21 protein-coding genes and 2 pseudogenes are annotated in these 25,052 nt (G+C 66.8%); 10 read left to right on the top strand and 13 right to left on the bottom strand.

Going from position 1 to position 25,052, the window contains the following annotated elements; all coding sequences use genetic code 11:
* Positions 1-29 precede the first annotated feature (29 nt).
* The gene (locus QP166_RS02195) at positions 30-1,115 is read left to right on the top strand and encodes a mechanosensitive ion channel family protein (RefSeq protein ID WP_333914423.1); all 1,086 of its coding nucleotides are present in this window, start codon (positions 30-32) and stop codon (positions 1,113-1,115) included.
* Here QP166_RS02195 and QP166_RS02190 read toward each other — a convergent pair.
* From QP166_RS02190 to QP166_RS02165, 6 genes and pseudogenes are all read right to left on the bottom strand, one after another.
* Complete coding sequence (locus QP166_RS02190; RefSeq protein WP_333914422.1) at positions 1,088-2,242, bottom strand: GGDEF domain-containing protein; 1,155 nt, start codon at positions 2,240-2,242, stop codon at positions 1,088-1,090. The two genes, QP166_RS02195 and QP166_RS02190, sit on opposite strands and share 28 nt — an antisense overlap.
* 95 nt (positions 2,243-2,337) lie before the next feature.
* Positions 2,338-3,731 (bottom strand): annotated as a pseudogene (locus tag QP166_RS02185) (alpha,alpha-trehalose-phosphate synthase (UDP-forming)).
* Positions 3,728-5,508, bottom strand: a pseudogene (locus tag QP166_RS02180) (glycoside hydrolase family 15 protein). The pseudogenes QP166_RS02185 and QP166_RS02180 overlap by 4 nt, the downstream one beginning before the upstream one ends.
* Entirely contained in the window at positions 5,505-6,248 is a 744-nt protein-coding gene (gene otsB / locus QP166_RS02175) for a trehalose-phosphatase (protein ID WP_333914421.1), read from the bottom strand. The pseudogene QP166_RS02180 and the gene otsB overlap by 4 nt, the downstream one beginning before the upstream one ends.
* Before the next feature lie 47 nt (positions 6,249-6,295).
* A complete protein-coding gene (locus QP166_RS02170; RefSeq protein ID WP_333914420.1) occupies positions 6,296-6,805 on the bottom strand; it encodes a hypothetical protein in 510 nt (169 codons plus the stop codon).
* A gap of 321 nt (positions 6,806-7,126) precedes the next feature.
* Complete coding sequence (locus QP166_RS02165; RefSeq protein WP_333917233.1) at positions 7,127-8,113, bottom strand: NAD(P)H-dependent flavin oxidoreductase; 987 nt, start codon at positions 8,111-8,113, stop codon at positions 7,127-7,129.
* A 464-nt stretch (positions 8,114-8,577) separates the two neighbouring features.
* On the opposite strand from QP166_RS02165, the gene QP166_RS02160 reads away from it, so the two are divergent.
* The 3 genes from QP166_RS02160 (at position 8,578) to QP166_RS02150 (ending at position 11,272) form a co-directional block, all read left to right on the top strand.
* Positions 8,578-9,468, top strand: coding sequence for a UDP-2,3-diacylglucosamine diphosphatase (locus QP166_RS02160; RefSeq protein WP_333914419.1), 891 nt, complete (start codon positions 8,578-8,580; stop codon positions 9,466-9,468).
* A gap of 4 nt (positions 9,469-9,472) precedes the next feature.
* The gene (locus QP166_RS02155) at positions 9,473-10,495 is read left to right on the top strand and encodes a glycosyltransferase family 4 protein (RefSeq protein ID WP_333917232.1); all 1,023 of its coding nucleotides are present in this window, start codon (positions 9,473-9,475) and stop codon (positions 10,493-10,495) included.
* Positions 10,496-10,594: 99 nt separating this feature from the next.
* Complete coding sequence (locus tag QP166_RS02150) at positions 10,595-11,272, top strand: DUF1013 domain-containing protein (protein ID WP_333914418.1); 678 nt, start codon at positions 10,595-10,597, stop codon at positions 11,270-11,272.
* A gap of 126 nt (positions 11,273-11,398) precedes the next feature.
* Here QP166_RS02150 and ypfJ read toward each other — a convergent pair whose 3' ends face one another.
* Positions 11,399-12,304: a KPN_02809 family neutral zinc metallopeptidase gene (gene ypfJ / locus QP166_RS02145; protein ID WP_333914417.1), complete on the bottom strand. Its 906-nt coding sequence runs from the start codon at positions 12,302-12,304 to the stop codon at positions 11,399-11,401.
* A 125-nt stretch (positions 12,305-12,429) separates the two neighbouring features.
* On the opposite strand from ypfJ, the gene QP166_RS02140 reads away from it, so the two are divergent.
* On the top strand, positions 12,430-13,215 hold the full coding sequence (locus QP166_RS02140; protein ID WP_333917231.1) for a 3-hydroxybutyrate dehydrogenase: 786 nt from the start codon (positions 12,430-12,432) through the stop codon (positions 13,213-13,215).
* Positions 13,212-13,847, top strand: a complete 636-nt coding sequence (locus tag QP166_RS02135; protein WP_333914416.1) for a DUF4893 domain-containing protein — start codon at positions 13,212-13,214, stop codon at positions 13,845-13,847. Before QP166_RS02140 ends, QP166_RS02135 begins: the two co-directional genes overlap by 4 nt.
* 19 nt (positions 13,848-13,866) lie before the next feature.
* Here the strand turns inward: QP166_RS02135 and QP166_RS02130 are convergent, their stop codons facing one another.
* Genes QP166_RS02130 through QP166_RS02120 form a run of 3 tightly spaced genes read right to left on the bottom strand, consistent with a single transcriptional unit; the run spans position 13,867 to position 15,803 of the window.
* A complete protein-coding gene (locus QP166_RS02130) occupies positions 13,867-14,505 on the bottom strand; it encodes a hypothetical protein (protein WP_333914415.1) in 639 nt (212 codons plus the stop codon).
* The gene (locus QP166_RS02125; protein WP_333914414.1) at positions 14,498-15,448 is read right to left on the bottom strand and encodes an aldo/keto reductase; all 951 of its coding nucleotides are present in this window, start codon (positions 15,446-15,448) and stop codon (positions 14,498-14,500) included. The genes QP166_RS02130 and QP166_RS02125 overlap by 8 nt, the downstream gene beginning before the upstream one ends.
* Positions 15,449-15,506: 58 nt before the next feature.
* Complete coding sequence (locus tag QP166_RS02120) at positions 15,507-15,803, bottom strand: hypothetical protein (RefSeq protein ID WP_333914413.1); 297 nt, start codon at positions 15,801-15,803, stop codon at positions 15,507-15,509.
* Positions 15,804-15,930: 127 nt separating this feature from the next.
* Between QP166_RS02120 and QP166_RS02115 the strand changes: the two genes are divergently transcribed.
* The 4 genes from QP166_RS02115 (at position 15,931) to metH (ending at position 21,655) form a co-directional block, all read left to right on the top strand.
* Complete coding sequence (locus QP166_RS02115; protein ID WP_333914412.1) at positions 15,931-16,869, top strand: ArsR/SmtB family transcription factor; 939 nt, start codon at positions 15,931-15,933, stop codon at positions 16,867-16,869.
* Positions 16,866-17,807 carry a methylenetetrahydrofolate reductase [NAD(P)H] gene (gene metF / locus QP166_RS02110; RefSeq protein WP_333914411.1) on the top strand — a complete coding sequence of 314 codons (942 nt, stop codon included), beginning with the start codon at positions 16,866-16,868 and terminating at the stop codon, positions 17,805-17,807. Before QP166_RS02115 ends, metF begins: the two co-directional genes overlap by 4 nt.
* The gene (locus QP166_RS02105; protein WP_333914410.1) at positions 17,804-18,850 is read left to right on the top strand and encodes a homocysteine S-methyltransferase family protein; all 1,047 of its coding nucleotides are present in this window, start codon (positions 17,804-17,806) and stop codon (positions 18,848-18,850) included. The genes metF and QP166_RS02105 overlap by 4 nt, the downstream gene beginning before the upstream one ends.
* 132 nt (positions 18,851-18,982) lie before the next feature.
* Complete coding sequence (metH, locus tag QP166_RS02100) at positions 18,983-21,655, top strand: methionine synthase (RefSeq protein WP_333914409.1); 2,673 nt, start codon at positions 18,983-18,985, stop codon at positions 21,653-21,655.
* 231 nt (positions 21,656-21,886) lie between these two features.
* On the opposite strand, the gene QP166_RS02095 is transcribed toward metH, so the two are convergent.
* Genes QP166_RS02095 through QP166_RS02085 form a run of 3 tightly spaced genes read right to left on the bottom strand, consistent with a single transcriptional unit; the run spans position 21,887 to position 24,872 of the window.
* Positions 21,887-22,918 carry a sensor histidine kinase gene (locus tag QP166_RS02095; protein WP_333914408.1) on the bottom strand — a complete coding sequence of 344 codons (1,032 nt, stop codon included), beginning with the start codon at positions 22,916-22,918 and terminating at the stop codon, positions 21,887-21,889.
* Positions 22,918-23,367 carry a response regulator gene (locus QP166_RS02090; protein ID WP_333914407.1) on the bottom strand — a complete coding sequence of 150 codons (450 nt, stop codon included), beginning with the start codon at positions 23,365-23,367 and terminating at the stop codon, positions 22,918-22,920. Before QP166_RS02090 ends, QP166_RS02095 begins: the two co-directional genes overlap by 1 nt.
* Positions 23,364-24,872, bottom strand: coding sequence for a sensor histidine kinase (locus QP166_RS02085; protein WP_333914406.1), 1,509 nt, complete (start codon positions 24,870-24,872; stop codon positions 23,364-23,366). The genes QP166_RS02090 and QP166_RS02085 overlap by 4 nt, the downstream gene beginning before the upstream one ends.
* Positions 24,873-25,052: the final 180 nt, after the last annotated feature.

The raw sequence follows: 25,052 nt of genomic DNA, 5'->3' as shown, positions 1-25,052 counted from the left end.
CCCCGACCACCGACAAATTGAGAGGGGCAATGGCGGACGCGATCAGGACCGCGCGCGGCTGGCTGCACGATCTGCCCGGCTGGCTGTCCGATATCTTCTATGTGGTGGCGGCACTGGCCGTGGCGCTGGTGCTGCACCGCATCGTCATCTGGGTCGCGCGCCGCGCCACCGCCGCGCGCCCCGACAGCGCCAGCGCGCTGTTCGTTCAGCGCATCCGCAAGCTGCTGCGCTGGCTGATGCTCGCGATCGCGCTGGCGGCGGTGCAGCCCGCGCTCGACCTCACCCGCGGCCAGGCAACCTTGTGGGGGCGGCTCGCGGCGCTGCTGGTGCCCGGGCTGATGGGCTGGTGCGCGATCGTCGCGGTCGGGACCGTGACCGACGTGATGATCCGCCACGCCGACATCAGCGTCGCGGACAATTTACGCGCACGCCGCCGCCGCACCCGGCTCGGCATCTTCCAGCGGATCTTCGTATCGGTCATCATGCTGGTGACGATCTGCACGATGCTGATGACCATCCCCAGCGTCCGCAGCCTCGGCGTGACGCTGGCGGCCTCGGCCGGTCTCGCCGGCCTCGCGGTCGGCGCCGCGGCGCAACCCGCGCTCAAGAACCTGATCGCCGGCTTCCAGATGATCTTCACCGAGCCGATCCGCATCGACGACGTCGTCATCATCGACAACGAATGGGGCCGGATCGAGGAGATCCGGCTGACCTATGTCGTCGTCAAGATCTGGGACGAGCGGCGGCTGGTCGTCCCCGTCTCCAAGTTCCTCGAACAAAGCTTCCAGAACTGGACGCGCCAGTCGAGCGCGTTGCTGGGCAGCGTCTTCTGGTACGTCGACGCCGATGCCGACGTCGAGGCATTGCGCGCCAAGCTGGGCGAGATCGTCACCGCCAACCCGCGCTGGGACGGACGGTTCTGGAACCTGCAGGTCACCGACGTGAAGGCGGACGGCTCGGTCGAACTGCGCGGGTTGATGACCGCCAAGGATGCCTCGACCGCCTTCGACCTGCGCTGCGACGTGCGCGAGGCGTTGCTGGCGTACATCCGCGCCGAACAGCCCGGCGCGTTGCTCCGGCGCCGCGCCTATGTCGCGCTGGAGAACGCCGGATAGATACGGTCGCGCCCGTCCTGTTTGGCCTCATAGGCCTGACGGTCGGCGCGATCGAGCAGCGTCACCAGCGTGTCGTGCGGGCGCAGCTTCGCGATCCCCCCGCTGACCGTCACGCGCGGCAGCCCGGGGCCGAGCCGCGTCACCGCCATCCGGATGTCGTTCGCGACCCGCGTCGCGTCCCACATGTCGGCGCAGGTCAGCAATGCGACGAATTCCTCGCCGCCCAGCCGCGCCACCAACGCGTCGTGCGGCGCGGTTTCGATCAGGACCTGACCGACCGCCTGCAACACCGCATCGCCGGTCGCATGGCCGAACCGGTCGTTGATCTGCTTGAAATGATCGAGGTCGAGCATGATCGCCGCCATCTCGCGCCCGTCACGCCGCGCCGCCGCGATCAGACCCTCCGCGCGCCGCTCGAACCCGCGACGATTGGCGACGCAGGTCAGCATGTCGGTTTCGGACTCGGCGCGCGTCGAACGCAGCACCGCGCGCACGACCATCAACAGCACCGCCAGCGCGCTGGCGATCGTCAGCAATCCGCCCAGCGCCTGCGAGAACAGGGCGTAGTTGCTCGCCGCATAGTCGCGCATCGTCGCCCCCGAACCGAAGGCGGCAGCGAAAAACGGCTTGATCGCGAAATAGCTGGCCGTGATGACGAAGACGACGCCGAGCGCCGACCACGATGGATCGCGTCGTTCCCTTACCACCCGGATCGCCATCAACGTGCACAGCAGCAGCATCGTGTAGAACGGGAATTGATAGACGAAGCCATAGCCGATCGTGTTGCGTGCGCTGTCGTCGATCGTCACCCGACCGACCAATGCGGCGATCGCGATCGCGTTGGCCGCGCGTGGCGGCGCAAACCCGCCCAGCCGCGCGACGCCATGCGTGAAACACAGCATCGAACACACCAGCGCCACGTAGCCGATGGCATTGAATGGCGCCGGCGTCGGTGCGAACCGCACCGCCAATTCGCTCAGCGGCGACAGCAAGCCGATCGCATAGGTGGCGCAGAACCAGCCGATCGCACGATGCTGCGGATACGAGGCGCGCAGGACCGCGAACGTGGCCGCGAACAGCATCGCGACACAGGCATTCACGATCAACGCATAAATCGCACCGCTCACGCACGTACCATTATGATTCCCCGGTTAGCAGCCCGTGCGACGAAGATGCCGCGGCAGCAACCCGAACATCAACGATGCTACCAATTTATTTTACGTCAACCGGCGACGTCGGCGGGGATCTTGCTCTTCTCAAGTGCAGTCAGGAAGGTCTTCGCCCACCACGTCACATCGAATTCCTGCACCCCGGCCATCAACTTTTCCCAGCGCTGCACGCGCTCCTCACGCGGCATCCGCAGCGCCTGATAGATGGCGTCCGACACCTCTTCGGCGCTGTACGGATTGACCAGCAACGCATCGGCCATCTGCTCCGCGGACCCGGCAAACCGCGACAGCACCAGCACGCCGGGGTCTTCGGGGTCCTGCGCCGCGACATATTCCTTGGCGACCAGGTTCATCCCGTCGCGCAGCGGCGTGACCAGCCCGATCTTGGCGGCACGATAGATGCCGGCGAGATGGTCGCGCGGATACCCTTGGTTGACGTAGCGGATCGGCACCCAGTCGACATCGGCATAGGCACCGTTGATCCGCCCCGACAGCCCTTCGAGCGACTGGCGGATCCGCTGATAGCTTTCGACCGACACGCGGCTTGGCGGCGCGATCTGGAGCAGGAACACTTCCTTGCGTTCCTCGGGATGCTCGTTGAGGAAGCGTTCGTAACCGAGGAAACGCTCCTCTAGCCCCTTGGAATAGTCGAGCCGGTCGACCCCGACGATCATGTCGCGTCCGTCGGCGCTGTCCCGCATCCGGCGATTTGCGAGCCGCGCGGGGACGCTCTTCGACATTTCCGCGAACTCGACCGCGTCGATCCCGATCGGGCAGGCGATCAGTTCGACCTGCCGGTCGCCGAGCCTCGCGATATTGTTCTCGATGGTCGCGCCCATATCGTGCCGGGCGAAGTCGCAGAACGATTCGAGCCATTCCTCGGTGTGGAAACCGATCAGGTCATAGTCGAACAGCGACTCGACCAGCTCGCGCGCATTTGGAAGCGTCCCGAGCAGCCGGCGCGGTGGCCACGGGATGTGCAGGAAGAATCCGATCCGGTTGGTGCAACTGCGCGCGCGCAATTCCGCGCCGAGCGGGAACATGTGATAATCCTGGATCCAGATCACATCGTCCGGTTCGATCAGCGGGCGCACCGTGTCGGCGAACCGCTGGTTGGTGCGTTTGTAGCCGCCCGCGAAGTCGCGCTCATATTCGGCCAGGTCGATGCGATAATGGAACAGCGGCCAAAGCGTCCGGTTGGCGTAGCCGTCGTAATATTCCTGAACGTCCTGCTCTTCGAGATCGACCGTCGCGGTGGTGACACCGTGGTTGCGCTGGAAGTTGATATGGCCATTGAACTGATCGGTCTGTTCCCCCGACCAGCCGAACCACATGCCGCCGCGATCGCGCAACGCGGCGGCAAGCGCGACCGCCAGCCCCCCTGTGCGCCAGCGGTCGAGCCCTTGGGCGCGGTGACGCGGTTGGAGATGACGATCAGGCGATTCAACGGATACTACTCCACGGTTTACTGAGCATGGCGGCGCAGTTGATCATCCCGACCAACGAATAGGTCTGCGGATAATTTCCCCACAATTCACCGCTTTGCGGGTCGATGTCCTCCGACAGCAGCCCGGCGGCGGTGCAGCGCGACAGCATTTCCTCGAACAGCGCGCGCGCCTCGTCGCTGCGGCCGGTGAGGAACAACGCCTCGATCAGCCAGAAGGTGCAGACGTTGAACGCCGTCTCCGGCAGCCCGAAATCGTCCTCGGTGTCGTAACGCAGCATCGTCGAGCCGCGCCGCAGCCCCTTCTCGATCGCCACCAGAGTATCGAGGAAACGCGGATCGTCCGCCTCGAGGAAACGCAGGTCTAGCAGTTGCAGCACGCTCGCGTCCAGATCGTCGCCCGCGAACGTCGCCGACATGCGCCGCGTATCCTCGCGCCACGCCGCGGTCTCGATCCGCTCGCGGATCACTTGCGCGCGCTCCGACCACAGCGCCTCCCGCTCGGGCAGCTTCAGCCGCTCGGCAGCGTTGGCGAGACGGTCGCACGCCGCCCAGCACATCGCACTCGAATAGGTGTGGACGCTCTGCCGCGTGCGCAGCTCCCACAGTCCGGCGTCGGGCTGGTCGTAATAGGCCCACGCCCTTTCGCCGACCCGCTCCAGCGCCTCGAAATCCTCGATCCCGCTCTTCCGGAACAGCCGGTGGTCGAAGAAGGCGTGGACCGAACACAGCACGATCTGCCCGTAAGCATCGTGCTGGATCTGCTCGGCGGCCTGATTGCCGACGCGCACCGGCCCCATTCCCCGATAGCCCGGAAGCGATTCCTCGATCCGCTCGGGCAACTGCGCCTCGCCCAGCACCCCGTACAGCGGCTGGATATGTCCGCCGCGCGCGCCGTCGACGATGTTGCGCAGATACCCGAGATAGCCCTCCAGCACGTCGAGCGCGCCCAGTCGGTTGAGCGCCTGTACCGTGTAGTAAGCGTCGCGGATCCAGCAGTAGCGATAGTCCCAATTGCGCTGCGACCCGGCATGTTCGGGGACCGAGGTGGTCAGTGCGGCGACGATCGCGCCGGTTTCCTCATGCTGGCAGAGCTTCAGCGTGATCGCGCAACGGATCACCACTTCCTGCCACTCGAGCGGCACCGCCAGACCACGCACCCAGCCCTGCCATTCCTGCGTGGTGCGATACAGCATCAGGTCGACGGTGCTCGCGAGGTCGCCCTGGAAGCTTTCGTCCGGCCCGAGGAAGAAGTGCAGCGGCCGTTCGACGCGGAAGGCGTGTTCGCCCTGCACCATCGCGATCGGCGCGGTGGTGGTCAGCCGCAACGCGATCGTGTCCATCAACAGCCGCAAATGGTTCGATCCGCCGATCTGCTCGCGGCACCCCCGCCCCAGCCGCATGTCGGGTGCAATGCGATGCGGACGCGCGGGCTGCCGGCGATCGGCCGCACGATCCGCGCGAAGGCGACCGGGCGATAGGTGCGGCCCTCCCGCTGAAAGCGCGGGCAGAAGTCGATGACCTCGATCGCGCCACCATGCGAATCGCGATGCGTGGTGACCAGGATCGGGGTGTTGCGGATATATTCCTGCTCGATCGACACGCTGTCTTCGAGGCAGATCCCCCAATAGCCGCTTTCCGGCTGCTCGCCGCCCAGCAGCGAGGAGAACAGCGGGTCGCCGTCGACGCGCGGCACGCAGCCCCAGACGAACCGTCCCTCGCGATCGACCAGCGCACTTACCTGGCAATTGCCGATCGGCCACAGATCCAGCGTCGTCATGTCTTCTCCCTGCACGCGGTGTCGAGCCAGGCGAGCACGTCTGCGACGCTCTCGACCCGGTAGGTGGCGGCGGTGTCGCGCGCCGGGCCGACCAGTACGCCCGCGCCGCCCAAAGTGGCGGCCGCGGCGAAGCCGGCCTCGTCGGTCACGTCGTCCCCCACGAACACAGGAACCGTGCGCTGCCGTAACGGTTCCCCCATCAACAGCTCGACCGCCGCGCCCTTGTCGCGCCCCGCCATCCGCAGCTCGACCACCATCTTGCCGTGTTGAAGGTGCAGATCATGGACGGTGGCGAGTTGCTCGGCGAGCGCAGTCATCGCGTCGCCCGCCTCGGGCGCGCCGCGGAAATGCAGCCCGACGCCGAACGGCTTGTCCTCGATCAGCGTGCCGGGATGATCGGCCGCGAACGCCTGCGCCTCGGCGAGCGCGGCATCGAGCGCGGCGGATCGGTCGGGCGCGGTGACGCTGCCGTTGGGTGCGGCGACTTCCAGCCCATGGCTGCCCGCGATCGGCGGGGCTGCGGGCGCGATCAGCGCGCTGATTTCATGAACCGGACGCCCGCTGACGATCGCGACGCCGCCGGGCAACGCCTTGCCCAGCCGCTCCAGCAAGGTCGCCAGATCCTCGGCCACCCGTACCCCGTCCGGCGTCTCGGCGATCTCGACCAGCGTCCCGTCGAAGTCGAGGAACAGGCTGGCGTCGGTCAACAGCGACGGCGGTGGCGGCAACAGGTCGGTCATGCACGCTCAAACCCGGCACACGCTGTTTCGATGCAAGCGCGCAACGATTAGCCGACCGCAGCGACGCGTACCAACGCGCCTGATTGCCAGCGATCGTACGCGGTGAAGTAATCGGTGAACGGCGCCTCCAGAACGGGCAACCGCTGCGCCGCGAACAGGGATATTTCCGCGGCAGGCACGCTCCCGATGGACGCCAGAGCGTCACGAGCGGCGCTGCAAAATCCGGCGTGCGCGAAATCCTGCGCGAAGAAATTGTACAATCGCGTCATCTGATCGTCGAACGCATCTTCCCATTGCGTGCCGCGGGTGGCGCGATATTCCTGCTGCAACGCGGCCTGCGCGCTCGCCAGCTCGGCCTTTCGCGTGGTCAGCAAGGCGTTGTATTCGTTGACCATCACCGCCTGATCCGCGCCGTGACACGCCAGCACCGCGACGTTCAGCGCGGCGCGCAAATGCCAGATGCGCCCCGCCGGCGACAGCCCGACATTGGGCGTCGCCCACCGCCCGTCAGGAAGCCGCGCCGGTATCCGCATCCCCGCCCGCGCGCGCGCCGGCATCGGCGCAAGCGCCATCTTTACAACAGGTTGCGACGGAGGCGGCGCCGGCGCGGGAGGCGGTGTGCGCGAGCAGGCGGCCGCAAGAAGCGATGCCGTCCCTACGGCAAACAGGCGCAGGCGCATCGTAAAACCCCTTTTCGAACGCGACCTTACCGCGATCTCATCGCGTGACGCCCGGCGATAGAGTCGAGCTGCCACCCCGTGCGCCAGACGGGCCGAGACGAGTCGAAGAAATCCCCGTCAGCCCCGCGAAGGCGGGCATCCAGACGCGCAGACTCATCGATAAAAGCGCAACGTCAGACGTTTCCGACGCGCGACGACCTATCCCGCCCGCTTCTCGAACGCCTGCGCCGCCTCCGCCATCAACGCCGCGATGATGTCGGCGATCGGCTCTTCCTTGGTGACCATACCGACCGACTGCCCCGCCATCACGCTGCCATGCTCGACATCCCCGTCGATCACCGCGCGACGCAGCGCGCCCGCCCAATAATGTTCGATCTGCAACTGCGCCTCGGCCATGGCGACGCTGCCTTCGTCGAGCGCCTGCGCCACCTCGCGCTGCCGCGTCGTAAACAGCTCACCTCCCGCGTTTTTCAGTGCGCGCACCGGGATCACCGGCAGCCGCGGATCGAGTTGAACGCTCGCCACCGCGTCGCGCGCCGAGGCACGGATGAACGCCTTCTTGAAGTTCGGGTGCGCGATGCTCTCGCTGGCGCAGACGAAGCGCGTGCCGAGCTGCACCCCGGCCGCGCCCATGTCGAGATAGCCCGCGATCGCCTCGCCGCGCCCGATCCCGCCCGCGACGAACACCGGCACCACCTCGGCCAGCTCGGGCAGCATTTCCTGCGCCAGCACGCTGGTCGACACCGGACCGATATGGCCGCCGGCCTCCATCCCCTCGATCACCAGCGCGTCGACGCCCGAGCGCACCAGCTTCTTGGCCAGTGCCAGCGTCGGCGCAAAGCAGATCGCCTTCGCCCCGCTCGCCTTGATCGCCTCCAGCGAGCCCTTCGGGGGCAGCCCGCCCGCCAGCACGACATGCCCGACCTTGTGGTTGGCGCAAACCTCGACCAACGCGGTCAGATCGGGGTGCATCGTGATCAGGTTCACGCCGAACGGCTTGTCGGTCAACGTCTTGGTGGCGGCGATCTCGGCGTCGAGCAGCGCGGGCGTCATCGCGCCGCACGCGATCACCCCGAACCCACCCGCGTTCGATATCGCCGAGACGAGGTGCCGTTCCGATACCCACGACATCGCGCCGGCCATGATCGCCACCTCGCTGCCGAGGAAGTGCGCGCCGCGCTCCATGCGCGCGATGAGGCGCTTTTCTCCGGAAGTCGGGGCGGAAACGGTCGGCGTGGTCGCGGTCAAAGTGTCGGTCATCGACACTGACTAAGCGGCGTGCCCACGCGTGGCAACACAGCCGCTCGATCACCGCGAACGCAATCGTTATCAGTAATCGATTTTTTGCGTGAAAAATGGCAGCGATACGTACTTTTCGGCGGGCCTCCGGCGTGTCACTTTGATGTCATAAGAATGAGGGTGAGGATCCTGAACATGGTTGCCGGTTACAACTTTTCCACGCGTCGGCGCTTTGCCGTTCTGGCCGGTCTGGCTCTGGCGAGCTGGGGCGTGATCGGCGTGGCGATCGACGTGATGACGCACCTGGCCCGCTGACGCCGAAACGTCACCGATCGGCCATATCGCCGTCACCGCGGCGAGACAGGCGCGTCATATGAGGGTGGCATAACGGCGGCGAGGGAGAGCCGCCCATGCCGCCGATCGCCGACAGGCTAGCGCCCGTCTCCGGGCACATCGCCGACGTCACCGATCTATTCGATTTCACGCATTCGCGTCCGCACCGACCCGAGGAACCGATCGGCGAACGTCGCCGCTATCGGACGGTGTGGATCAGCGACGTGCATCTCGGCACGCGCGGCTGCAATGCCGACATGCTGATCGACTTCCTCGACCATGTCGACAGCGAGACCATGTATCTGGTCGGCGATATCGTCGACGGCTGGCAGCTCAAGAAGCGCTTCTACTGGCCCGCCGCCCACAATGACGTGATCTGGCGGCTGATGAAGCGCGCGCGGCGCGGCACGCGGATGATCTACATCCCCGGCAACCATGACGAGATGTTCCGCCAGTTCGCAGGGCTCGACTTCGGCGGGATCAAGATCCGGCGCAAGGCGGTCCATGAAACCGCCGATGGTCGCCGCCTGCTGGTCCTCCACGGCGACGAATTCGACGCCATCACCCTGTCGCACCGCTGGCTCGCGCATGTCGGCGACGCCGCCTATACCGCGCTGATGACGCTCAATCGCGCGGTCAGCGCGGTGCGTCGCAAGTTCGGGATGCCGTATTGGTCGCTCAGCAAGCACGCCAAGGCCAAGGTCAAGAACGCGGTCGCCTTCATCTCGCGCTTCGAAGAGATCGTCGCGGAGGCGGCCGGCAACCGCGGGGTCGACGGGGTCGTCTGCGGGCACATCCACACCGCCGAGATCCGTGAGATCGGCGGCATCGCTTACTACAACGACGGCGACTGGGTGGAGGGCTGTAACGCCTTGGTCGAGCATTTCGACGGCAGGATGGAGATCCTCAACTGGGGCGACGAGATCGCGCATCGCGATGCAGTCCCCGCGACAGCGCTCGCTGCCTGACGCGATGCGGATCGCGATCGTCACCGACGCTTGGGCGCCGCAAGTCAACGGCGTGGTCCGTACGCTCGAGAACGTGATCGCGGAGTTGCGAAACGATCGGCATGAGGTGCTGGTCATCTCCCCCGCCGACGCTCCGTCGATCCCCTGCCCGACCTATCCCGAGATCAGGCTGGCGCTGATGCCGCCGGCGACGATCGGGCGGCGGATCACCCGCTTCGGTGCCGAGGCGGTGCATATCGCAACCGAGGGGCCACTCGGCGTCGCCGCGCGGCGCTGGTGCCTGTCTCGCCACCTGCCGTTCACCACCGCCTATCACACGCAATTTCCGGATTATGTCGCGGCACGCACCGGCGCGAACCCGGAATGGGTCTGGCGCTACGTTCGCTGGTTCCACGCCCCGGCCGCGGCGGTGCTCGCCTCGACCCCGACGATCGAACACGCACTGAACTCGCATGGCCTGACCCGCGTTCGCCGCTGGGGTCGTGGCGTCGCGCCGCTGTTCCGCCCCGATGGCGAGCGCAACGCCGCGATGGCCGCGCTGCCCGGCCCGGTGCTGCTCCATGTCGGTCGCGTCGCGGTCGAGAAGAACATCGCCGCCTTCCTCGCCGCCGACGTGCCCGGCACGAAGGTGGTGGTCGGCGATGGCCCGGCGCGCGCTACGCTCGAGCGTCAATATCCCGACGCGATCTTTCTCGGCCCGCTGTTCGGCGACGCGCTGGCCGCCGCCTATCGCGCCGCAGATGTGCTGGTCTTTCCCAGCCGCACCGATACGTTCGGGCTGGTGATGATCGAGGCGCTGGCGTGCGGCACCCCGGTCGCGGCGTTTCCGGTCGCCGGGCCGGTCGACGTGCTCACCCCCGACACCGGCGCGATGGACGACGACCTGCCCACTGCGATCGCACGCGCCCTCACGCTCGACCGCACCGCCTGCGCCGCGGCGGGGGCGAGCTTCACCTGGCCGGCCAGCGCGCGGCAGTTCCTCGACGCGCTGCAACCCTTCGGGACTGCGCTCGCCCACGCCGCGTGAGCGCGCGCTTGCCCTAACGCGCACTACGCACTAAGTCCCGTGGCAACAGGCGGCCGCTCCGGGAAGGGGCGGCCCTTTGCATTTATGGAGACTGTCCGCATGGCCCAGCCGCTCATGCCCCACGCGACCGCCTCGTGGCTCGTCGACAATACCGCGCTGTCCTTCGAGCAGATCGCCGATTTCTGCGGGCTGCACATCCTCGAGGTGCAGGCGATCGCCGACGACACCGCTGCGACCAAGCTGACCGGGCGCGACCCCGTCCGCGCGCACGAGCTGACGCAGGAAGAGATCGACAAGGCGCAGGCGAACCCGAGTTATCGCATGACGATGACCAAGGGTCCCGATCAGGTGCGCCGCACAAAGGGTCCGCGCTACACGCCGGTCAGCAAGCGGCAGGACAAGCCGGACGGCATCGCCTGGATCATCCGCAATCACCCGGAGATCTCCGACGGCGCGATCAGCAACCTGATCGGCACCACCCGCACGACGATCGCGGCGATCCGCGACCGTAGCCACTGGAACATCGGCAACATCACACCGAAGGATCCGGTGACGTTGGGCCTGACCACGCAACGCGAGCTGGACGCGGCGGTCAACAAGGCGGCGAAGGCGGCCGGCATCGAGCAGGCGCCGACCGACACCCGCCTCGATGGCGACCGCGAGGCGCTGATTGCGTCCCTGCGCGCGCAGCGCGAACAGGCCGCCCGCGATGCCGAGAATGGCGTCGAGAGCGACGCCCCGGCGCGCCCGGCGTTCGAAGACCCATTCCGCCGCTGAGCCGAAACGGCTGGCGCTATTTACCTGTCGTCCCGGATTCGATCCGGGACGACGAATGTCCGTCATTGCGAGCGTAGCGAAGCAATGACGGCGTCGGGGTGAGCGGGGCTCCGCTCACCCCAACCCTCAGATCGCGCCCGAGAAGGTGTCGCACACGCCCGGGTTGCCGTTGCTCTGGATCCCGCGCCGCAACCACGCCTGCCGCTGCGCCGACGTGCCGTGCGTAAAGCTGTCCGGCACCACCTGCCCCTGCGCCTGGCGCTGCAACGTATCGTCGCCGATCGCCTGCGCCGCGCGCATCCCTTCCTCGACGTCACCCGGATCGAGGCGGTCGCGGTTCAGCGACGCCCACACCCCGGCATAGCAATCCGCCTGCAACTCCAGCCGCACCGAAAGCGCATTGCCCTCCGCCTCGCTCGCGCGGCGCTGCGCCTGCTGCACCTGCGTCGAGGTGCCGAGCAAATTCTGGATGTGGTGGCCGAATTCATGCGCGATCACATAATATTGCGCGAAGTCGCCGCCTGCCTTGTACTTGTTTGCCAGCTCGTCGAAGAAGCTGGTATCGAGGTAGATGCCGCGATCGGTCGGGCAATAGAACGGTCCCATCGCCGACATCGCCGCGCCACAGCCCGACTGGCCACTGCCGCTGAAGAATTGCAGCTTCGGCGGGCTGAACTGCTCGTTCTGGCTCGCGAAGATCTTTTCCCACGTATTCTGCGCATTGCTGAACGCGCGGCATGTATCGCGACGCGCCGTCGAGGCATCGCACACCTGCTGCACCGTCTCGCGCGATGGAGCGCTCACCTGCGGCGCAGTGCCACTGCCCCCGCCGAGCAACCCGCCGAGGTTGCCGAGCCCGCCGAACACCGCCAGCAACAGCAACACCACCACGACGCCGCCGCATCCGAAGCGGCTGCCGATCATCGGCAGCACTCCAAGCAGGAACCCGCCGCCGCCACCACCGCCGCCTAGCCCGCCACCGCCGCGAGCCTCGCCGACGTTGATATCATTGTCATAATCGTCGAGCCGCATGCATGCCTCCCCTGCCAAGGCTGGTCGTTACCGTCGCGGTATGAATGCGTGCACCCCGCCGCGGGTTGCAACCACGCCGCCGCTCGCCGATGGAAGAGCGAAACTCGGCAGCGAAAGGCCCGGCAATGTTCCTGAACGGCAAGAGCGCGATCGTCACCGGATCGACCTCGGGCATCGGTCTGGCGGTGGCGCGCGCGCTGGCCGAGGCGGGCGCGCACGTCATGCTCAACGGCTTCGGCGATCCCGACGCGATCGAGCAAACGCGCGCGCGCGTCGCTGCACTAGGGCCCGGAGAGGCGCTGTATGACGACGCGGACATGACTGATCCCGAGGCGATCGCCGCGATGGTGGCGCGCGCGCATGACACGTGGGGCGGGCCGGACATCGTCGTCAACAATGCCGGCATCCAGCACGTTTGCGGCATCGCCGACTTCCCGGTCGAGAAATGGGATGCGATCCTCGCAATCAACCTGTCGAGCGCCTTCCACATGATGCGCGCCGCCGTGCCGCACATGCGCTCGCGCGGCTGGGGACGGATCGTCTCGACCGCCTCGGCGCACAGCCTGGTCGCCAGCCCGAACAAGTCCGCCTATGTCGCCGCCAAGCACGGGTTGGTCGGGCTGACCAAGACCGTCGCGCTGGAAACCGCGCCGCAGGGGATCACGGTCAATTGCATCTCACCGGGCTATGTCTGGACGCCGCTGGTCGAACAGCAGATCCCGGATACGATGAAAGCGCGCGGGCTGACCCGTGAACAGGTGATCGACGACGTGCTGCTCGCCGCGCAACCGACCAAGGAGTTCGTCACCCCCGAACAGGTCGCCGCGCTCGCGCTGTTCCTGTGCCGCGACGAAGCCAAGGCGATCACCGGCGCGAACCTGTCGGTCGACGGCGGCTGGACCGCGGCGTGAGGCGCCTTGCCGGCGCGCTGCTCCTCTGTCTCGCCGGATGCGGTGCGCGGCCGCCGGTCAGCGCCGCGGCGGTCCCGCCGCCCCCGCCCGCTGCCGGGGTCGACTGGCGACGGCTCGCCACTCCCGCCGATCGCGACCGTTTGCGCCGCTGGTACGAGGCATGGACGCAAGCGCTGGCACAGGCGCGTCCGGTCGCCGCCGCCGATCTCAACGTGCAAGGCGCATTGTTCACGATCGATGCCGCGCTTTCCGATCCGCTGCCGCCGGTCGGCGCCTATCGCTGCCGAACGTTCAAGCTGGGGCGCAAGGGCAAGGTCGGCACCGGCTTCACCGCTTATGGATGGTTCGATTGCCGGGTAACCGTTGCTGCCGACGGTGCGGCACAACTCGTCAAACTGACGGGCTCGCAGCGGCAGGTCGGCCTCCTCTATGCCGCCGATCCGACGCGTGCCGCGTTTCTGGGCACGTTGATGCTCGGGGATGAAGCGCGCGCCTTCGGCTATGGTGCCGATGCTAGTCGCGACGTGGCCGGCTGGATGGAACGGATCGGCCCGCGTCGTTGGCGGCTGACGATGCCCCATCCGGCGTTCGAGTCGACGCTCGACGTGCTGGAGCTGGTGCCCGCCAGGTAAGCCTTCCAGTTCGCGGCGGTTACTTCCGCTTCTCGGGCATCGTCCCCGGCGTGCTCACCGGCGCGTCGACCGGCACGCTGCCGTCGATCGGCGGCAGCGTCGCGAGATAGTCTTTCCCCGTCTGGTCGATCACCGTCACCGCCTGCGGCTGCGCGGCGACCACCGCGCGTAGATAGCCGCTCGGCTTCTTCATCAGCTTGGGGAAGTCGACGATCGTCAGCCCGGATCGCCGCGCCGCCTCGCGCACGAAGGTCACGCAATTGCGCTTGTTGAGATTGTAGGTCGCGTCCCCGGTCCGCTCGTCCCATTCGCGGATCAGCGCGACGATCGCCCCATATTGCGCGTCGGTCAGCGTGCGCGAGAAGCGGACGTGACCGCCCGCCATATAACCGGGCTTGGGCCGTTCGACCCGACCCGCGACATTGCCGAACAGGATGGCAGGGGTCAGCGACCGGGCGGTGAAGCCATAGGCGGCGTCGACCGGCGTCCCACCTGCATCGGGCGTACCGCGCAACATGAAGAAAGCGTGCGGAAAGCTGTTGCCGAAATCACGGCTCCAGAAGGTGATCGTCACCGCTGCCTGCGCCGGCCACGCCGCGAACGCGACCAGCAGCAGCGTCAGCCGCGCCAGCCAGCGTTGCGGTCGCCGGTCAGGCACCCGCGGTGGTCAGCCGCTCGAGTTGTTCAGCGCTCAATCTGATCGCGGTCGCACCGAGCAACTCCTCGATCTGCAACGCCGAGGTGGCACTCGCGATCGGGGCGGTCACGCCGGGTTGCGCGATCAGCCAGGCCAAAGCGATCTGCGCCAGCGTTGCACCGCTCTCCGCCGCGACGTCATCCATCGCGCCGAGCATGGCAGCGCCCTTGCCATCGAGCAAGTCGCCCATCCGCGCGCCACGCACGCTCTTCGAAAAGTCGTCCCTGCTCCGGTACTTGCCGGTCAAGAACCCCGAGGCCAGCCCGTAATAGGGCACCACCCCGACGTTCTCGGTCACGCAATAATCCTGCAGCTCGCCTTCGAACTTGTTGCGGCTGACCAGATTATATTCGGGCTGGAGCACCTGATAATGCGGCAGCGCTGCGGCGCGCGCCGTCTCGATCGCCGACTTCAACCGCGCGGCGTGAAAGTTGGACGCCCCCAGCACGCGGACCTTGCCTGCCTGCACCAGCGTCGCGAATGCCTCCGCGACAACCTCCTGCGGCTGATCGTCGTCGTCCTGGTGCGCGAAATAGAGGTCGATCCGGTCGGTGCCGAGCCGGCGCAGCGATGCCTCGCACGCCGCAACGATCCGCGCTGGCGCCAGCTTCTCGCCGCCTTCGCCAGGCAGCATCCCGACCTTGGTGGCGATCAACACTCGGTCGCGCAGGCCGCGATTGCGGAGCCACTCCCCGATCATCGTTTCCGATTCGCCGCCCTGATGGCCATCGACCCAGGCGGAATAGACGTCGGCGGTGTCGATCATCGTCCCGCCACCCGCGACGAACGCGTCGAGTACGGCGAAGGACGCGTCACGATCCGCCGTCCAGCCGAAGACATTGCCACCCAACACCAGCGGCGTGATCCGCAGTTCGGATGCGCCGAGGCGCCGCTTGTCGGTCATCATGGTCTTTCGGCCGGAGAAACCGCCGCAGCTGTCATCAACCGCGGCGGCAATCGCATTACTTCTTGTCGCGGAGATCTTCGCCCGCACGCACCATCGCGTTGCCGGTCGCGTCGGCGGCACGGTCACCGGTGTTCTTCAGCGCGTCGCCGGTGCGATCGAGGCTGTTCTCGGCCTTGTTGAGCGCGCGGTCGGTCGCCGCATCGACGTCGTTGACGGCGTTCGAGGTCGTTGCTGCAGTGTCGGCGGCGATCGCGTTACCCGCCTGCGCGGTCTCGTTCTGCGCACGCTCGCTGCATGCGGCGAGGCCCAGCGCGGTGGCGGCGATCAGGCCGGTGGTGAAAAGACGCTTCATCGGGTTTCTCCCTGTTTCATTACGTCGGCAGAATAGCCGCGGCGGCAAAGCGAACGAAAGATGCCGGCAAAAGGTTCATCACGCCTCCTGCGTTGACCCATATAAAGATATCTTTATATGTGGTCGCATGAAACTGGCCCTCGATATCTTCCGTGCGCTTGCCGACGAGTCCCGGCTGCGGATCGTCGCGCTGCTCGGCACGATGGAATTGTCGGTCGGCGAACTCGCGCAGGTGCTGGGGCAAAGCCAGCCACGCGTGTCGCGTCACGTCAAGATCCTGTGCGACGCCGGGCTGGCTGAGCGCCGCAAGGAAGGCAGCTGGGTGTTCGTCGCACTCGGCGAGCGTTCGCGCGTCACGCCGGTGCTGGCGGCACTCGACGCTTATGGCGTCGCCGGGGATGTGGAGGCCGATATTGCACGCCTCTCGGCGGTGCGTGCCGATCGTGCCGCGGCGGCGGCGGCGTGGTTCGAGGCGCATGCCGGCGAATGGGACGCGATCCGCTCGCTGCACATCGCGGAGGATCAGGTCGAGGCTGCGATGCGCGTGCTGCTCGGCCCCGCGCCGCTCGGGCGGTTGATCGACATCGGCACCGGCACCGGGCGGATGATCGAACTGTTCGCGCCCGCCGCGACGCATGTGCTCGGCATCGACAAGAGCAGCGAAATGCTGCGGTTGGCGCGCGCGCGGGTCGGCGAACAGGCCGAGCTGCGCCAGGCCGACCTTTACGCGCTGCCGGTGACGGACGGCGGCGCCGATGTCGCGATCCTGCACCATGTGCTCCACTTCGCGCAGCAGCCGGGTGCGGCGATCGCCGAGGCGGCGCGGGTGCTCGATGCGCGCGGGCGGCTGCTGATCGCGGATTTCGCCAGCCACGATCGTGAAGAATTGCGCGCACGCGACGCGCACACGCGGCTCGGCTTTGCGGATGCGCAGATCGCGGGCTGGTTCGAGAAGGCGGGTCTGGTGCTGGAACGCGCCGAAACGCTCGAAGGCGGCGAACTGACGGTGAAATTGTGGCTCGGACGCAAGCAAGGCGTACAGGTGCGGGAGGTAAAGGCGGCATGACGTTCTCGGTCAATCAGCTCGAAGAGGCACGGCGCGCGCTGGAGGCGCCGCTCTACGCCGACGTCGGCGGCGACGTGGAAGTCAGCTTCGAATTCTCGCCGCCGAAGACCGACAAGGCCGAGGAAAACCTTTGGCAGTCGATCGAAACGCTCTGCCCGCTGAACCCGCGCTTCCTGTCGGTGACCTACGGCGCGGGCGGCTCGACGCGTGATCGTACCCACGCCACCGTCGCGCGGATCGCGCGCGAGACCAAGGTGCCCGCCGCTGCGCACCTCACCTGCGTCGAGGCGACGCGCGAGGAAATCGATGCGGTCGCGCAGGAATATTGGGCGGCGGGCGTGCGCCACATCGTGGCCCTGCGTGGCGATCCGCCCGCCGGGGCCGCCGATTACGCCCCGCATCCCGGCGGCTATGAGAATGCCGCCGCTTTGGTCGAGGGACTGCGCCGGCTGCACCCGTTCGAGATTTCGGTCGCCGCCTATCCGGAAATGCACCCGAATTCGGCCGACCTCGCCGCCGATCTCGACAATCTCAAGCGCAAGCTCGACGCGGGCGCCAATCGCGCGATCACGCAATTCTTTTTCGAGCCCGAAACCTTCTTCCGCTACCGCGACGCCGCCGCTGCCGCAGGCATCGGGGCGGAGATCGTTCCCGGGATCATGCCGATCGGCAGCTTCGCCGGCGTCGCCCGCATGGCGACGATGTGCAACACCGACGTGCCGGGCTGGCTGGTGCGGCTGTTCGAGGGGCTCGACGATCACCCCGCCGCGCGCCAATTGGTCGCCGCCACGGTGGCCGCTGAATTGTGCCGCAAGCTCTATGCCGGCGGGGTGAAGCAACTCCACTTCTACACGATGAACAAGGCGGAGCTGAGCTTCGCCATCTGTCACCTGCTGGGCGTTCGCAGCCACCCGGCACAGCAAAAGGCGGCGGCATGACCATACGCGACACCTTCAACGCCGAGGCGGCCAAGCGCATCCTCATCACCGACGGCGCATTTGGCACCGAGATCCAGAACTGGAAGCTGTCGGAGGCCGATTACGCCGGCCATCTGACGCTCGGGCATGACCAGAAGGGCAATAACGACATCCTCGCGCTCACCAAGCCCGAGGTGCCGGAATCGATCCACCGTGCCTATTTCGAGGCCGGGGCCGACATCGCCGAGACCAACACCTTTTCGGCGAACCGCATCAGCCAGGCCGACTACGGCGCCGAGGGCTTGGTGCGCGAGATCAACGTCGAGAGCGCCAAGCTCGCCCGCCGCATCGCCGACGAATATCAGGCCAAGGACGGCCGCCCGCGCTTTGTCGCGGGCGCGATCGGACCGACCAACAAGACGCTGTCGCTGTCGCCGGACGTCAACGACCCCGGCTATCGCGAGATCGACTTCGATTACCTGAAGGATGTGTACCGCGAGCAGATCGACGCCTTGGTGGAGGGCGGCGCGGACTTCGTCCTGATCGAGACGGTGTTCGACACGCTGAACGCCAAGGCCGGGATCATGGCCGCGATCGAGGCCGGCGAGGCGCTCGGCCGCGACCTGCCGATCATGCTGTCGATGACCCTCACCGATCTGTCGGGGCGCAACCTGTCGGGGCACACCGTCGAGGCATTCTGGCACGCGGTGCGCCATGCGCGGCCGCTGACGATCGGGCTGAACTGCTCGTTCGGTGCGGAGCAGTTGCGCCCGCACGTCAAGGTGCTGAGCGAACTCTGCGATACGCTCATCATGGTCTATCCCAACGCCGGGCTGCCCAACGAATTGGGGGCCTATGACGAAGCGCCGGAGACGACCGCCGGGCTGGTCGGCGAATGGGCGTTCGCGGGGCAGGTCAACGTGCTCGGCGGCTGCTGCGGTTCGACACCTGCGCACATCAAGGCGATCGCGGATCACGTCCGCGGCGTCGCCCCGCGGCAAGTCGCAGTTCCGGCAGTGCGCACCCGGCTCGCCGGGCTAGAGCCGTTCACGATGGCGGCATAGCGCCACTAAGCCCTCTCCCCTCCGGGGAGAGGGTTGGGTGAGGGGCCGCCACAGGCGCTTCGCTCGGTGAGACACCAACCCCTCACCCCACCCTCTCCCCGGAGGGGAGAGGGCTTTAGAATGAAGAACGAAATGACCACCTCCTCCACCCAATTCGTCAACATCGGCGAGCGCACGAACGTCACCGGCTCGGCGGCGTTCAAGAAGATGATCCTCGCCGGCGACTATACCCGCGCGGTCGAGGTCGCGCGCCAGCAGGTGGAGAATGGCGCGCAGGTGGTCGACGTCAACATGGACGAGGGGCTGCTCGACGCGCACCACGCCATGACGACCTTCCTGAAGCTGATCGCCGCCGAGCCCGATATCGCGCGCGTGCCGGTCATGATCGACTCCTCGAAATGGGACGTGATCGAGGCCGGGCTGAAGTGCGTCAGCGGCAAGCCGATCGTCAATTCGATCAGCATGAAGGAAGGCGAGGAGCAATTCCTCGCACATGCGCGCAAGTGCATGAACTACGGCGCCGCCGTCGTCGTGATGGCGTTCGACGAGACCGGTCAGGCCGACACGCAGGCGCGCAAGGTCGAGATCTGCGAACGCGCCTACAAATTGCTGCTCGGGATCGGGTTCCCGCCGGAAGATATCATCTTCGATCCCAATGTCTTCGCGGTCGCGACGGGCATCGAGGAGCACAACAACTACGGCGTCGACTTCATCGAGGCGTGTCGCGAGATCAAGGCGCACTGCCCGCACGTCCATATCTCGGGCGGCCTGTCGAACCTGTCGTTCAGCTTCCGCGGCAACGAGCCGGTGCGGCGCGCGATGCATTCGGTGTTCCTCTATTACGCCATCCCCGCCGGCATGGACATGGCGATCGTCAACGCCGGTCAGCTCGACGTCTATGACGCGATCGCTCCCGACCTGCGCCAGGCGTGCGAGGACGTCATCCTCAACCGCGATCCCGAGGCCGGCGACCGCCTGGTCGCGCTGGCCGAGAAGTTCCGCGGCACCGATGCCGCGGCCGAGAAGCAGGCGGCCGAATGGCGCTCGCTCGAGGTGCGCAAGCGCCTCGAATATGCGCTGGTCAAGGGCATCGACGCGCATGTCGTCGAGGATACCGAGGAATGCCGCCAGATGTTCGCGCGTCCGATCGAGGTGATCGAAGGCCCGCTGATGGACGGCATGAACGTCGTCGGAGACCTGTTCGGATCGGGCAAGATGTTCCTGCCGCAGGTGGTGAAGTCGGCGCGCGTCATGAAGAAGGCGGTCGCGCACCTGATGCCGTTCATCGAGGCGGCCAAGGAGCCGGGCGCGAAGGGCAAGGGCAAGGTCGTGATGGCGACCGTCAAGGGCGACGTCCACGATATCGGCAAGAACATCGTCGGCGTCGTGCTCCAGTGCAACGGCTTCGAGGTGATCGACCTCGGCGTGATGGTGCCGTGGTCGAAGATCCTCGACGCCGCGAACGAGAATGACGCCGACATGATCGGCCTGTCGGGCCTCATCACCCCCTCGCTCGACGAGATGGTGACGGTCGCCGAGGAGATGCAGCGCGCGCAGATGCAGATGCCGCTGCTGATCGGCGGCGCGACCACCTCCAAGGTCCATACCGCCCTGCGGATCGCGCCCGCCTATACCGGCCCGGTCGTCCACGTCCTCGACGCCAGCCGCGCGGTCGGCGTCGCGACGACGCTCGTCTCCGACACGATCCGCGACGATTATGTCGCCGGAGTCGCCAAGGATTATCAGGCGGTTCGCGACGCACGCGAGGGCAAGGGCCAGAACAAGCTGCTGCCGCTCGACGAGGCGCGCAAGCGCGGCTTTGCCGCCGACATGGCGCTCAAAGCCCCCGCTCCCTCGCAGCCGGGCGTGCACGTGTTCGATGATTGGGATCTGGCGCATCTGCGCGAGTTCATCGACTGGACGCCGTTCTTCCGCGCCTGGGAACTGGCGGGCAATTACCCCGCGATCCTCACCGATGACGTGGTCGGCGAGAGCGCGTCGTCGCTCTATGCCGACGCGCAGGCGATGCTCGACCGGATCGTCGCGGAGAAGTGGCTGACCGCGCGCGGCGTCGCCGGGCTGTGGCCATGCCACCGCCACGACGACGACGTGTGGGTCCACGACCGCCACACCGTCGATACGCGCAGCCCCGATGGCGGCAGCGTGCCGGAGGGCTTCAACCTCCCCGACCTCGACCGCAGCAACGAACATTCGACGCGGCTGCCGTTCCTGCGCCAGCAGATCGCCAAGCGTGAAGGCCGCGCGAACATGTGCCTCGCCGACTTCATCGACCCGGCGGGCGACTGGATGGGCGGCTTCGCCGTCGGCATCCACGGCATCGACGCACACCTCGCGCGCTACAAGGCCGACAACGACGACTATAACGACATCCTGCTGAAGGCGCTCGCCGATCGCTTCGCCGAGGCGTTTGCCGAGGCGCTGCACCAGCATGTCCGACAGACGCTCTGGGGCTATGCGCCCGACGAGCAACTGACCAACGACGCGCTGGTCCGCGAGCAATATCGCGGCATTCGCCCCGCGCCGGGCTATCCGGCCTGCCCCGAACATTCGCTCAAGGTGCGGCTGTTCGAGATGCTCGATGCGGAGAAGAACGTCGGGCTGGAACTGACCGAGAGCTTCGCGATGCTGCCGACCGCGGCAGTCAGCGGCTTCTACTTCGGCCATGCGCAGGCGGAATATTTCGGCGTCGCGCGGATCGGCGAGGATCAACTGGCGGATTACGCACAGCGGCTGGGCGTCGACATGGACCGCGCGACGCGATTGTTGCGCCCCAATCTGGACTGATCGCGCTTCCGCGGTGTTCCATCAGGCTTGACGTCTCCCCGGCGAAGGCCGGGGCCCAGTTGGGGGACGCCGATGATCGGCGTTGCGCTTCGTTTCCCCAGCCTTCCCAACTGGGCCCCGGCCTCCGCCGGGACACGAATACAGCCGGTTCAAACCGGTTAAATCAGGTCCTTAACCCGTCTGTCAGTTCAAGCCGTAGCCAGTGAGGCTCCAGCTCGACAGGGGCAACCCCTACCCCACCGCCGCCGCAACGATCGCCCGCGTCCCCGTATGCGTCCGATCATATTCCACGATCGAATCGAGGCTCTGCGCCATCGCTCGGATCAACCGCGTGCCGACGCCGGTCCCCTTGGGGGGTTCATCCCCCAGCCCGATCCCGTCATCCTCGACCGTCAGCCGGAACCGCTCGTCCCCGTCGCGCGACAGCCGCACGCGCACTTCGCCCGCCCCGCCCGGATAGGCATATTTGCACGCGTTGCTCACCAGCTCGGTGACGATCACCCCCAGCGACACCGCGCGATCGGTCGGCAACCGAAGCGGCTCGGCGTGGAGCACCAAAGCGCGCGGACAATCGTCGGTCGACCACGTCTGGGTCAATTCGTCGATCAACTGCGTCAGATAATCGAGCATGTCGACGCTCTCGACATCGTCGCCGGTATAGAGCCGCCGATGGACCTGCGCGATCGCACTGATCCGGCGCTGCGTATCCTCCAACGCGGCACGCGCCGCCTCGTCGGTCAGCGCGCTCGATTGCATCCGCACCATCGCCGACACGAGTTGCAGCGAATTGGCGACCCGGTGGTTCACCTCGGCGAGCAACGCCTCCAACCGCGCGTTGCTCGCGCGCAGATCGTCCTCGGCACGTGCCTTGGCACGGCTCAGTTGCGCGCGCTCGATCACCTGCCGGAAGGTCGCGTCGAGCAGGTCGAAGAAGTCGTCGCCCGGCGTCTTGACGATGTAATCCGCCGCCCCGCCGCGCAGCGCCGCCAGCGCGACCTGCGTCTCCTCCGAACCGCTGACATAGACCATCGGCGGCGCATCGGTCAGCATCGACAGCCGCGCCATCGTCTCCAGCCCGTCGATCCCCGGCATATAATGATCGACCGCGACGACATCGAACGGCTCGGCTGCGGCCAGCGCCACCCCCGCCTCGCCGCCGTCGGCGACCGTCACCGTATACCCGCGCCGCTCCAGCGCGCGCGTCACCAGCCGCCGAATACCCGCGTCATCGTCGATATAGAGGATGCGGGGCGTATCGATCATCAGTGTGCATCGTCCAGATCGGGAACCTGGATCACCGACAGGAACAGCCCCAACTGGCGGATCGCCTGCGCGAAACTCTCATAATTCACCGGCTTGGTGATATAGACGTTCGCGCCCAGATCGTAGCAGCGCTGGATCTCGCGGCTGTCGTCGGTGGTGGTCAGCACGACCACGGGGGTGCGCTTCACCGGCCCGTCGCTGGTCTTGATCTTGGCGAGGATATCGGTCCCGCTCATGTCCGGCAGGTTGAGGTCGAGCAGCACCAGCGCCGGGCCATTAAGCTGCGGGCCGGTGGTGTCGTTGAAGATGTAATCGAGCGCGCTGGTGCCATCCGTGAAGTGGCGGATCGGGTTCATGATCCCGGCGCGGCGGATGTTCTTCTCGATCAGCCGCGCATGACCTTCGTCATCCTCGATCATCACGATGTTGACGGATTGCGGCGCGTTCATGGGTTGAGTTCCTGTTTGGCGATGACGAGCGGCAGCGACACGGTGAAGGCCGCCCCCTGCCCGAGTTCGGACGCGACGTCGATGGTCCCGCCCAATCGGAAGACCAAAGCGCGAACGGTGGCGAGCCCGATCCCCTCGCCCGGCCGGTCCTGCGCGCCCGAGCGGCGGAACAGGTCGAACACCCGTTGATGGTCGCGCGGATCGATCCCGCGGCCATTGTCGCGGATCGTGTAAAAGACCCGGTCGCGCGCCCGCCGCCCGGTGACCGTGATCCGGCCGGGCACACCGGAGCGTAGATACTTCACCGCATTCTCGATCAGGTTGGAGAAGATCTGGTCGAGCGCCAGCCGATCGCTGACCACCTCGGGCAGCACGCCGTCGACGCTCAGCTCCGTGTCAGTCTCGGATAGTCGGTGCGACAGCGTATCGCCGATCTGGCGGATCAGCGCGGCGACGTCGATCTTCTCGGGCGTCAGCGCGCGCCGCCCTTGCCGCGACAATTGCAGAATCGCGTTGATGAGCCGATCCATCTTCTGCGTCGACGTCCGGATGAAGCCGATCGCCTCGGGCAGATCCTCGGTCGCCGCCAGCCGCGCCTCCTCGCTCGCCACCGCCGGCGCGTCCGCCTCGACGCGTTCGACCAGCGCACGCAAGGACGAGGCGGCGGTCTCCAGCTCGGCGGTGAAGCCCATTACGTTGACGAGGGGAGAGCGCAGATCATGGCTGACGATATAGGCGAAGCGCTGGATTTCCTCGTTGGCGCGGGTCAGGTCCTCGGTGCGCGTCGCGACCATGTCCTCCAACCCGGCATTGAGGACGCGTAGCGCCTCGTCCGACCGCGCCAGGTCGCGGGTATAGGACAGGATCGTCAACGTGGAGATCACCGCCACCACCGACAGCACCACCGCGCCCAGCGCGATCAGCGTGTAGAAGGCGCTTTGGCTGGCTCGCAGCTCGGCATCGCGACTCGCCATCAACCGCCGCTCGATCCGCGCCATGCGATCGAGCACGTTGCGGATCGTCACGATGTCGCGCACCTCGGCATCGTCGGCGTAGGCCACGATCGCGCCGCGTTGATCGCCCTGCGCCAGCAACGCCAGCGTCCGGTCCTGTCGTGCAAGCAGGCTGCGCAGCTGCAACCGCAATCCCTGCAGGTAGCGACGCTGCGCCGGATTGTCGCGGGTCAGTTCCTCGATCCGCACCAGCGCCGGTGCCATCTGCTGGCGCGCCCGCAGGAAATTGGCGCGCGTGGTCCCGCGCTCGGGCATCAGCATCAGCCCGCGCCGCGCCGCTTCGCTTTCCTCGACCAGGCGGCGGACGTTCAACACCGCGCGTTGCACCTGATAGGTATGCTCGACCATGGCGGTGTGCAGCTCGTTCCGCTGCATGACCCGCACCGCCGCATAGCCGACCAGCAGCAACGCAATGAAGCCGAGCGCCATCAACGCGGTCATGCGGCGCGCGAGCGAGCGATTGATCGGAGCAGCGGCAGGCGTGTCGGCCATTACGCTTCCGTTATCGCTTGCGGGCGCGCTGCGCCAGCCGAAGATGCAGTCTTACTGACCTAGAGCAATACCGGATCAGGCTGGATCATCGGCACGGAGATTATTTTGGTGTGATGAACGACGAGCAACGCAGCATTACGCCAGCGCTTCGCCGCTCAGCGGTCCCCCGCAGGGCGATGA

The sequence above is a fragment of the Sphingomonas sp. LR60 genome (assembly GCF_036855935.1).
Lineage (GTDB): Bacteria > Pseudomonadota > Alphaproteobacteria > Sphingomonadales > Sphingomonadaceae > Sphingomonas.
This window is presented reverse-complemented; position numbering and strand designations above follow the sequence as displayed.

Coding starts and splice junctions, on each gene's coding strand:
- QP166_RS02195 (WP_333914423.1), top strand. CDS start 30: ATGGCGGACGCGATCAGGACCGCGCGCGGCTGGCTGCACGATCTGCCC.
- otsB (WP_333914421.1), bottom strand. CDS start 6,248: ATGACCGACCTGTTGCCGCCACCGCCGTCGCTGTTGACCGACGCCAGC.
- QP166_RS02170 (WP_333914420.1), bottom strand. CDS start 6,805: ATGCCGGCGCGCGCGCGGGCGGGGATGCGGATACCGGCGCGGCTTCCT.
- QP166_RS02165 (WP_333917233.1), bottom strand. CDS start 8,113: ATGGAGCGCGGCGCGCACTTCCTCGGCAGCGAGGTGGCGATCATGGCC.
- QP166_RS02160 (WP_333914419.1), top strand. CDS start 8,578: ATGCCGCCGATCGCCGACAGGCTAGCGCCCGTCTCCGGGCACATCGCC.
- QP166_RS02155 (WP_333917232.1), top strand. CDS start 9,473: ATGCGGATCGCGATCGTCACCGACGCTTGGGCGCCGCAAGTCAACGGC.
- QP166_RS02150 (WP_333914418.1), top strand. CDS start 10,595: ATGGCCCAGCCGCTCATGCCCCACGCGACCGCCTCGTGGCTCGTCGAC.
- ypfJ (WP_333914417.1), bottom strand. CDS start 12,304: ATGCGGCTCGACGATTATGACAATGATATCAACGTCGGCGAGGCTCGC.
- QP166_RS02140 (WP_333917231.1), top strand. CDS start 12,430: ATGTTCCTGAACGGCAAGAGCGCGATCGTCACCGGATCGACCTCGGGC.
- QP166_RS02125 (WP_333914414.1), bottom strand. CDS start 15,448: ATGACCGACAAGCGGCGCCTCGGCGCATCCGAACTGCGGATCACGCCG.
- QP166_RS02120 (WP_333914413.1), bottom strand. CDS start 15,803: ATGAAGCGTCTTTTCACCACCGGCCTGATCGCCGCCACCGCGCTGGGC.
- QP166_RS02115 (WP_333914412.1), top strand. CDS start 15,931: ATGAAACTGGCCCTCGATATCTTCCGTGCGCTTGCCGACGAGTCCCGG.
- metF (WP_333914411.1), top strand. CDS start 16,866: ATGACGTTCTCGGTCAATCAGCTCGAAGAGGCACGGCGCGCGCTGGAG.
- QP166_RS02105 (WP_333914410.1), top strand. CDS start 17,804: ATGACCATACGCGACACCTTCAACGCCGAGGCGGCCAAGCGCATCCTC.
- metH (WP_333914409.1), top strand. CDS start 18,983: ATGACCACCTCCTCCACCCAATTCGTCAACATCGGCGAGCGCACGAAC.
- QP166_RS02095 (WP_333914408.1), bottom strand. CDS start 22,918: ATGATCGATACGCCCCGCATCCTCTATATCGACGATGACGCGGGTATT.
- QP166_RS02090 (WP_333914407.1), bottom strand. CDS start 23,367: ATGAACGCGCCGCAATCCGTCAACATCGTGATGATCGAGGATGACGAA.
- QP166_RS02085 (WP_333914406.1), bottom strand. CDS start 24,872: ATGGCCGACACGCCTGCCGCTGCTCCGATCAATCGCTCGCTCGCGCGC.